Annotated in this window: 3 protein-coding genes; all 3 read right to left on the bottom strand. The window is 51.5% G+C overall.

What is annotated here, in order from left to right:
• Positions 1 to 45 precede the first annotated feature (45 nt).
• Positions 46 to 2067, bottom strand: a complete 2022-nt coding sequence (locus ACP5D4_RS20625) for an adenylate/guanylate cyclase domain-containing protein (protein WP_428013492.1) — start codon at positions 2065 to 2067, stop codon at positions 46 to 48.
• A gap of 460 nt (positions 2068 to 2527) precedes the next feature.
• Positions 2528 to 2983, bottom strand: a complete 456-nt coding sequence (locus tag ACP5D4_RS20620; RefSeq protein WP_428013491.1) for a bacteriohemerythrin — start codon at positions 2981 to 2983, stop codon at positions 2528 to 2530.
• Positions 2984 to 3730: 747 nt separating this feature from the next.
• Positions 3731 to 5920 (bottom strand): DNA phosphorothioation-associated putative methyltransferase, encoded by a 2190-nt coding sequence (locus tag ACP5D4_RS20615; protein WP_428013490.1) that lies wholly within the window; start codon positions 5918 to 5920, stop codon positions 3731 to 3733.
• Positions 5921 to 6104 lie beyond the last annotated feature (184 nt).

Here is a 6104-nt window from a genome sequence, read left to right as displayed (position 1 = left end):
CCTACCTATTTTGACGGTCTGTGAAACGCTCCCCAAGCGATCGCCCTACTCTAAAGCTTCGATCTCTAACGATTTCGACAAAGAGGGCGAAACGGCAGAATCCCTCGCTTTGCGAGAGAGCAGAAAATAGGCGACCGTATCGCCTTTTCCCTTCACGTAAATGATGCCGCGTCGCTCGAATTCAAACTTATCCTGAAGGCGATCGCGCACCACTTCCGTCACTTGAATCCGTCCGGGGAGACCGTTCGATTCCATGCGCGAGGCCGTATTAACCGTATCTCCCCACAAATCGTAAGCGAACTTACTCAAGCCGATCGCGCCGGCCACCACCGGACCCAAATGAATGCCCACCCGCAACTGTAACGGCTCCCCCGTCTCCTGACAAAACCGTTTCAGCGTCTCTTGCATCGCCAGCGCCAAATCCGCCATCGCCTCGATACTGTCGTCCCGCGGTACCGGAACGCCGCCGGCCACCATATAAGCATCGCCGATGGTCTTAATTTTTTCCAACTCGTACCGTTCGCAAAGGCGATCGAACTGACTGAAAATCCAATTCAGAACTTCTACCACTTCCTTGGGCGTCTTGCGGGCGGCGAACTTGGTAAACCCCACCAAATCCGCAAACAAAATACTCGCTTCGTCGAAACTGTCGGCGATCGTCCCCTGTCCCGTTTGCAAGCGTTCGGCAATGGCGGCCGGTAAAATATTCGACAGCAGTTGTTCGGTTTGTTCTTTCTGAAACTTCAACGCTTCTTGAGCGAGTTTGCGCGTGGTGATATCGGAGACGATGCCTTCGTAATACAGCAAACGTCCCCGGTCGTCGCGGACGGCGCGGGCGTTTTCAGAAATCCACAACACCGAGCGATCGCGCCGATACACCAACGACTCGAATTCCGACACCACCCCCTCCCGTTCGATTTGTTCGACGAACTCGCTGCGCCGTTGGGGATCGGTGTAAATTTGGCGATCGATATTCTCGATCTCCGCCACGAGTTCCTCGGGAGAATCATATCCGTACAACCGCGCTAAGGCGGCGTTGACGCTCAAAAACTGTCCCGTCGGCGTCGCTTGATAAATCCCTTCCGCCGCATTTTCCACTAACTGACGGTAACGCTCTTCCGTTTCTTTCAACTGGCTCTCCATGCGTTTTTGACCCAGCGCCGCCCCCAGTTGCAACGCCACCGACGCCACCAGTTCCAGGTTTTCCGAACTGTCCCCGTCCTCCCCGAGAGACTCGTCGAGGCAAAAGACCAACACCGCCATCAACCCCTCTCGTTGCAACACCGGAACCCCAAACGCCCCCGATGTGCCGCTGTGGTCTTCGACTTCCGGACAACGAGACTGCCAAACCCGGCCGGGAAGTCCTTCACCCTTGGCGACTGGAATGCAATCTTCCCCAACGGCGGACGGGGGACGGTTCCCATCGCAAATCACGTAAGTGGTACGCTCGAGTCGCTGACCTTCGGCGTCCGGTTGCCAAGCTTGCGCGGAGGAGGCGCCGATGGTTTGTCCCATCGTCCGTAACATCGCCTGTAGCGCATCTGACACCGTCGAAGCGCGTTCGATCGCTCGCGTCGCCAGTAACAACAACCCCAGCTCTTCTTCCATGCGACAACGCGCTTCGATTTCTCGGTTGAGGCGATCGTTTTGTTCTTGCAACGAAATCTGTAACGTCCGCAACCGCACTTGATGGCGAATTCGCGCCAGTAACTCCGCCACTTCAAAGGGTTTGGTCACGTAATCGGCTCCTCCGATATCGAAGGCTTTCACCTTGTCGAAGGTTTCGTTAAGGGCGCTCAAGAAAATCACCGGAATTTCTCGAGTGTGGGGATTGGCTTTTAACGCCTGACAGGTTTCTAAGCCGTCGAATTCCGGCATGAGAATATCGAGCAGGATCGCGGTGGGCAGTTCTCGTTCCATCAGTTCGAGGGCTTCGCGACCGCTGGCCGCCACGCGCACGTTGTAACCCTGTTGAGACAAGAGGTGTTGCAACAACCGCAGGTTAGTCGGGTCGTCGTCAACAACCAGGACGGTCGCGGGAAGAGAGGGGGAGGGGAAACGAACCATTCAACCAAAGGAGAAAAGTCCACAACGAAGCACGCCTTCAAGCCAGTTTTGGCAACCCCCCGGAGTGCGTATCGGCTTCCTCGGTACGTCCGATCTCGACGTTCGGATCGATCGCCTTCGATAATAGCCTGGAGTTGAGGTCGCGTTTTTCGTTGGGTTTCGACGGGGGCGATCGGGCGGATTCTCAAGCTAAGCGGAAATGCACCTCTTTGACACCCGATAAAGGATTATGGCAAGGGTAGCTCTTTTAGGGGAAACAAGGCTATGGGGGCTGCGATCGCGCTGGGTTCCCTTATTACTACTTTATGCGGTGTGGCCGTCTCTGGCTTGGCACTTTCTCTCAACACCCTCGTTTAGAACTGACTCCGAAACCCGGTTGCGATCGCGATCTTCCGTCAAGCTTCGATCGCGCTTGGGATTTTTGCCTCAAGCTCGAACCCGCCCGAACTCACCGCCCCCTCTAGTGCAAGGGAGGAGAGGTTGGCGTACTGGTATCTCGGGCGATTTCGTTGTGATGGCTTCGGACTGGTGTCGTAAGTTGTATGTCGATCGTCCGGATATGTTCGACGAACCACTCGTACAGGTTGCGTTGGACTTTCTCGACTAACTGAGGACTGACCCCTTCTTTCTGAAATTGAAGTTTCACTTCTTTGAGAGTTTTACGAATGTGAATATGAGCGATACAGTTGGTTTGGGCGGCTGGGCAGTGATAGGCCGTCATACATCGCTCTTCAAATTTTAAATGATTGTCCAGGTATAGCTCCAAAAAATTCAGAATCGCTTCGACTTGTCCGGAGCTTTTGTATTCGTATAGGGTTTCCATGAGGAAGGACAGTTGTTCGACGAGATGTCGGTGTTGGTTGTCCAGTGATGGAATCCCCACTTCGAGAGAGTCGTCCCAGGTGAATTGATTCATGATGTGCGTTGGGGTTCAAGGTAGAGCGATCGCCTTTTGGTTCAAATGTCCGGTTAATGTCCGGTTGGTTTCTATGGATTCTGAAATTGGGTTTGACGCGGAAGGTTCGCTCGCAATATCGAGTCATGATGTTTTTGGTGTTGCTTCGAGCCGCCACGTTGGATGAAATCGCTATGTTTAACACAAAATTCTGGGGTGCAAAAACAAGAGAATCTATGTTCGATCTCCGACCGACGAAGCAATATGAAAACTCTCCGATCGCTTTTTGGGTGAAAAGACGGCTCTACATGAATCTCAGATCGATCTCAATTCTAGTTCTATTTAAATCCAAAAATCTAAAACGTCAACCCAGCAATTCCGGTGGGCTGATAGCGATAACTCCTTGAGGTTTGTTGGCTTCGATTAAATGACATTTAAATGTTATTTTTTACAAAATAAATCGAGAAAATTAATGACATTTAGTCATGTTGTGAATTTAGATTCAACAAAACCCAAAACCCTGGCTGTAAGTCCGCGAATTTACACCACTAAGCCAATCTTGTATTCAGTTTAAAAAAATAGAGCCGATTCTCAGGATATCTATAGCAATCCTATGGAAATACTCAGTCAATCTTGGAAATTAACAGAGGTGAAACTCAAGATCGAACGAAGGTCGAATTGTCTCCAAATCGGGGATCTCGCACAGCCATTTTCATTGAGTATTGCTATATGAATAACCGAAGTGAAGCCTTCGAGTCAGTCTCTAGACTAAGCCCGATCTTGAGATGAGTTATCGAGGTTTTCTCGTCGAACTCGATTTGATAAACGACGCCGTTTAGAAATGACGAGTTTTTTTCGATAGGGATCGGCATCTTTTTGCCAGTATACGCGATGTCCTTGCAGTTCGGCACAGTGTTCGTTCAAACAGGCTATCCATTGGGGTTGACGCCGAATTTTTTCTAAGTCGTCTAACAATCCCCATTTTTCTTCTTGTTCTGTGAGTCTTTTGAACTTATTATAAAATGGATAATCTGGCGTGACAAATTCTTCTTTTTTATGCAAAACTAAAGGATTTTTATAATAAGTAAAATCGTAATAAGTAACGTCTAATTTTTTTAAGTCGATTTGTAAAATGCGCCGAACGATGGGATGGGGATTTTCGTCGAAATCGGGACAAAATAAATAAGAAATCTTCGGACGTTGCGTGTGAAATTGAATCAAGGTCGTCTCTTCCATGCGTCCGATGGTGCGACTGGCGCAGCCTTCGTAAATTCGCAACAGGGGATCGAGGTCTTCAAAAGCACTGATATGCACCACCAACCCGCGTTTCGATCGCTGTCCGATGGGACTGTTGTTGCACAGGGTCGATAACCGGGATAAATCCCCCACGGAAAACAACATTAAATCGGCGGCGGCTAAGGCTTGTTTGTAACTACCAAAAAAGGCGCGAATGTCGTATTGTAAGGTGCGATCGAGCTGTCCGAACCGGGGAAGATGGCGGAATTTCGTCAGCGCCAAATAAATCAACAACTCCTGACGGCGGCGTTCGGCGATGTCGTACCAATCCGATTCGTCCGTCGCCCACAAGACTACCCGAAACGCACGCCGGAAACTTCCGAAAACCTCGAGAATTTCCGTCTGTTCGTTTAACTCGTCTCCTCGGGGGAGTCGTCCGCGATCGCTGTAAAACTGCATCAGCGGTTCGAGGATTTCCCGATGTTCCTCGAACTGTTTCACCGAAACGCGAATTCGCGGTGTTGTCGCTCTCGATCGAAACCGAGACAGACGAAACTGTTCCCCGCGATCGATATCCCGAAACACCGCGTAAACCCCCAATCCCAAAGGAATCGCATCCACCCCGAGAACGCTGTCGATATAAGCTTTCAGTTCTTCCTGTTCGTAATATTTCTGAAACGTGCGCCGTCGCGTCACCACCCCGTCGCCATACGCCAGTTGTTCCGCATCGCGATCGCGAATCGCCACTTGCGCCGACACCACCAACACCTCTTGCGTCAACTCCCACGCCTTTATCAACGCTTCCCGACGTTCGGCGGGTTCTTCAATCACGTTAATCACGTACCCCAAATTCACCACGTCGGCGGCTTTGATGGGATTTTCCGGCGCATAATAGGGGTCCCATCCGTGACTGACGATTCCCTGTTGCGCGATACGCTGTACGTCGCCGCCATACCCGCATCCGTAATCGAAAAAGCTCTTTTCTGGCGGTAACAACCCCGTTTGTAACGCCAATTTAACCGGACGAGACAAATCGTGACGGACGATGGCGGCGCGATGGCGATCGATCTTCGGTTTGACGGGATTTCCCTCGCTGTCGCAGCGGCGAACTACTGTATAATCGCGAATTTCGACCCCCGTTTCTCGCAAGCATTTTTCCCACCCCGCCAGGGTTCCGATGTGGCGTCGCTTATCGAGGAGTCCGAGGCGTTCCTCTTGTTTCGTCAAACCCACGAAATCCTCGTAACCGGGATAATCTGGCGTGACGAAGGTTTCCTTGCGGTGCAGAACCGGGGGATTTTCAGTAATTTGATAAGTGCGTCGATCGACGCTGCGATGGTGGAGGTTGACGCGAATGCTGCTGTGAAGGACTGGATGGGGTTCGCTGTCGAATTCCGGGTAAGCCAGATAAGAGAGTTTCGGATGTTCGAGGGAAAACTTCACCAGCGTTGCGCCGTCTAACTCGTCGAGGAGACTTCTGGCGCAGGCTTCGTAAAGACGCAGGGGAAGCGATAAGCTCTCCACGGCGCACCAGTGAACGTAAAGTGCGGCGGGAAGGTGTTTTCCGAGGGAACTCTCGTTGCAACAGTCGACGATGCGATCGTGGGGGAGGCGATCGAGAATTTCCTCAAGACTTTCAGGGCGCGTGTTGAATAGCCCCTTGTCGAGAGCGAGGGAAATCAGAGCCTCGAGGTAATCTGGAAAAGTGGCGTTGACGGTCATCGCACTTGAGGGATGACATTTTACTTATTCTAAGTCGAATTTCCCAAGTTCCCAGATTTCTCTCGAATGTGACATCCTCCCGACGCTGACCCTACGGGTACAGCGCGGGCTTCCCAAGATCGCTCTTGAGTATTCCTGCCCCACGCCACTTATCTAGGTCATAGACCCCCGACAGACCGACGCT

Source organism: Baaleninema sp. (genome assembly GCF_049974805.1).
Lineage (GTDB): Bacteria > Cyanobacteriota > Cyanobacteriia > Cyanobacteriales > Geitlerinemataceae > Baaleninema.
This window is presented reverse-complemented; position numbering and strand designations above follow the sequence as displayed.

What these genes read in the sequence shown, in the direction of transcription:
- ACP5D4_RS20625 (WP_428013492.1), bottom strand. Translation starts at nt 2,067, where the DNA reads ATGGTTCGTTTCCCCTCCCCCTCTCTTCCCGCGACCGTCCTGGTTGTT.
- ACP5D4_RS20620 (WP_428013491.1), bottom strand. Translation starts at nt 2,983, where the DNA reads ATGAATCAATTCACCTGGGACGACTCTCTCGAAGTGGGGATTCCATCA.
- ACP5D4_RS20615 (WP_428013490.1), bottom strand. Translation starts at nt 5,920, where the DNA reads ATGACCGTCAACGCCACTTTTCCAGATTACCTCGAGGCTCTGATTTCC.